Origin of the sequence: Chitinophaga costaii (genome assembly GCF_900094705.1) — a bacterium.
Lineage (GTDB): Bacteria > Bacteroidota > Bacteroidia > Chitinophagales > Chitinophagaceae > Chitinophaga > Chitinophaga costaii.
Genome location: NZ_FMAR01000046.1, coordinates 1 through 1,734 on the forward strand (window position 1 = coordinate 1; position 1,734 = coordinate 1,734).

Genomic DNA, 1,734 nt, shown 5'->3' on the forward strand with positions numbered 1-1,734 from the left:
GGACCTTCTATCGTGCTACGTGTAATGGCGGGTGATGTGATCACCATCGGCACAAAAGCATATTATACCAATACCGGGGCTAATACCCGCTACGCCTCCACTGCGGACATGATCACCTCCTTGCTCCAGGCATTGCCACCGGCGGACAAGCAGACGGTGCGCATGTGCCTACGGGAAGCAGCTCCCCGATGTCCTCCACTACTATGAACAGTAGCGTGTTTGATCAGATTAAACAAACCCCGGGTAGTGAAGACAATGCAAGCAAACCTAAAGCCTACATGAACTTCGTATTGTTTGATGACCAGTTCAATATGGTAAGCAGTAATAGCGGAAACCGGCAGGTACAGGCATCGCCGGGAGCGCTGCAAACTTTGGCCGTTAGCGCCATGACCATTAAATCAACCGGGTTTATTTATATTTACGTGAGTAATGAGAGTGGGCAGGATGTGTATTTTGATAATTTGGTGGTGAATCATATTAGTGGGCCGTTGCTGGAGGAGACGCATTATTATCCGTATGGGTTGACGATGGCGGGGATAAGTAGTCATGCTTTGATGAAGCAAGATAATCCATCAAGTACAATGGGATTGAATTGGATACGGCTCTAAGCTTGGATGAATATGAAGCACAATTGAGGGACTTGGACCCACAAATAGGAAGATGGTGGCAAATTGATCCGCGCAGCGATGACCTCGTTAACAACATGGAAAGATGGTCACCTTATGTATCTAATAAAAATAGCCCTATTTTAAATGCAGATCCTAAAGGCGACTGCCCTAGTTGTTTGGTTGGAGCAATAATTGGATTTGTAGTTGATGCCGCCGTTCAAATTTCTACATCATTAGTTCAGTCTACAGCTAAAGGAGAAACACCAACGTTGGGTACCATTTGGAGGGATTATAATGTTATCCAAGCAACTGCAGCAACTGCAGCAGGAGCGATCACCATTGGATTATCTGCCTATGAAGAGGCAGGAGTGAGCTTACGGTTAAGACCGTAGTTGCAAACGGAACCATTAGTGCTGCCAAACAATTGGGAACTAAAGGCGAAGTCAATGGATTTGATTAACAGTTGATGCAATGCCAATACAAGAAGGTGAATCAAAAGCCCTTTTTAGTACCAAGTCAGCAGAAAAAACATTAAAACAAGCAGAGAATTCATTAGCGGCCAATACCGGAACGGTGCCTACAAGAAAAATTTCCGCTGTTGCCAATGCTAAAAAAGAGCTGGAAAATTTAAACAATGTAAATTCAACTTATAATAAATTGATGGAAGGCATTAAAGGTGGCGTTATAACTACAACTGCAACAACAGTTAGAGATCAGATGGTTTCTCCACCTAAGCCATGACAAAAAATAAATCAAAATAAATTTAACCTTTGACAACCCACTATAAATGTTCAAAAGAATTTATCTGCCATTATTTTTTTTAATAATTCCTAGTATACTTTTTATTTCTAGCTATTGGAAGGAAAAAATAAGAAAAGAAACTGTTGTAGCTAATAATATTATCAATGTTTTTATATTGGAGGTTAATTGCAATCTTACAACGACCAAAAGCTTTATAGTTTTTAACCATAATGGAGGGAATCATATAGTTAATTTACTAAGTACAAATTGTAATCATTTTCACATTGGACGTGTCCCTCCGGGAAGTTAAAAAGGCGGTATTGGTTTGAAGGTTAACTTTGTCGAATGCCTGAATTTTTCTACATATTTTCCTGATTCAATTTCC

General features: G+C 40.5%; 4 protein-coding genes. All 4 read left to right on the forward strand.

All coding sequences use genetic code 11. The annotated features are described in order from the left end of the window. Positions 1 to 207: hypothetical protein (locus GA0116948_RS21365; RefSeq protein WP_170876097.1), on the forward strand; the 207-nt coding region annotated here is incomplete at its 5' end. Beyond that, a complete protein-coding gene (locus GA0116948_RS20850; protein ID WP_123891889.1) occupies positions 189 to 608 on the forward strand; it encodes a hypothetical protein in 420 nt (139 codons plus the stop codon). The genes GA0116948_RS21365 and GA0116948_RS20850, both read left to right, overlap by 19 nt. Before the next feature lie 95 nt (positions 609 to 703). After that, a complete protein-coding gene (locus GA0116948_RS20855) occupies positions 704 to 1,000 on the forward strand; it encodes a hypothetical protein (RefSeq protein ID WP_123891888.1) in 297 nt (98 codons plus the stop codon). Positions 1,001 to 1,079: 79 nt separating this feature from the next. Then, a complete protein-coding gene (locus GA0116948_RS20860) occupies positions 1,080 to 1,349 on the forward strand; it encodes a hypothetical protein (protein ID WP_089715826.1) in 270 nt (89 codons plus the stop codon). Positions 1,350 to 1,734 lie beyond the last annotated feature (385 nt).

What these genes read in the sequence shown, in the direction of transcription:
- GA0116948_RS20850 (WP_123891889.1), top strand. Translation starts at nt 189, where the DNA reads ATGTCCTCCACTACTATGAACAGTAGCGTGTTTGATCAGATTAAACAA.
- GA0116948_RS20855 (WP_123891888.1), top strand. Translation starts at nt 704, where the DNA reads ATGGAAAGATGGTCACCTTATGTATCTAATAAAAATAGCCCTATTTTA.
- GA0116948_RS20860 (WP_089715826.1), top strand. Translation starts at nt 1,080, where the DNA reads ATGCCAATACAAGAAGGTGAATCAAAAGCCCTTTTTAGTACCAAGTCA.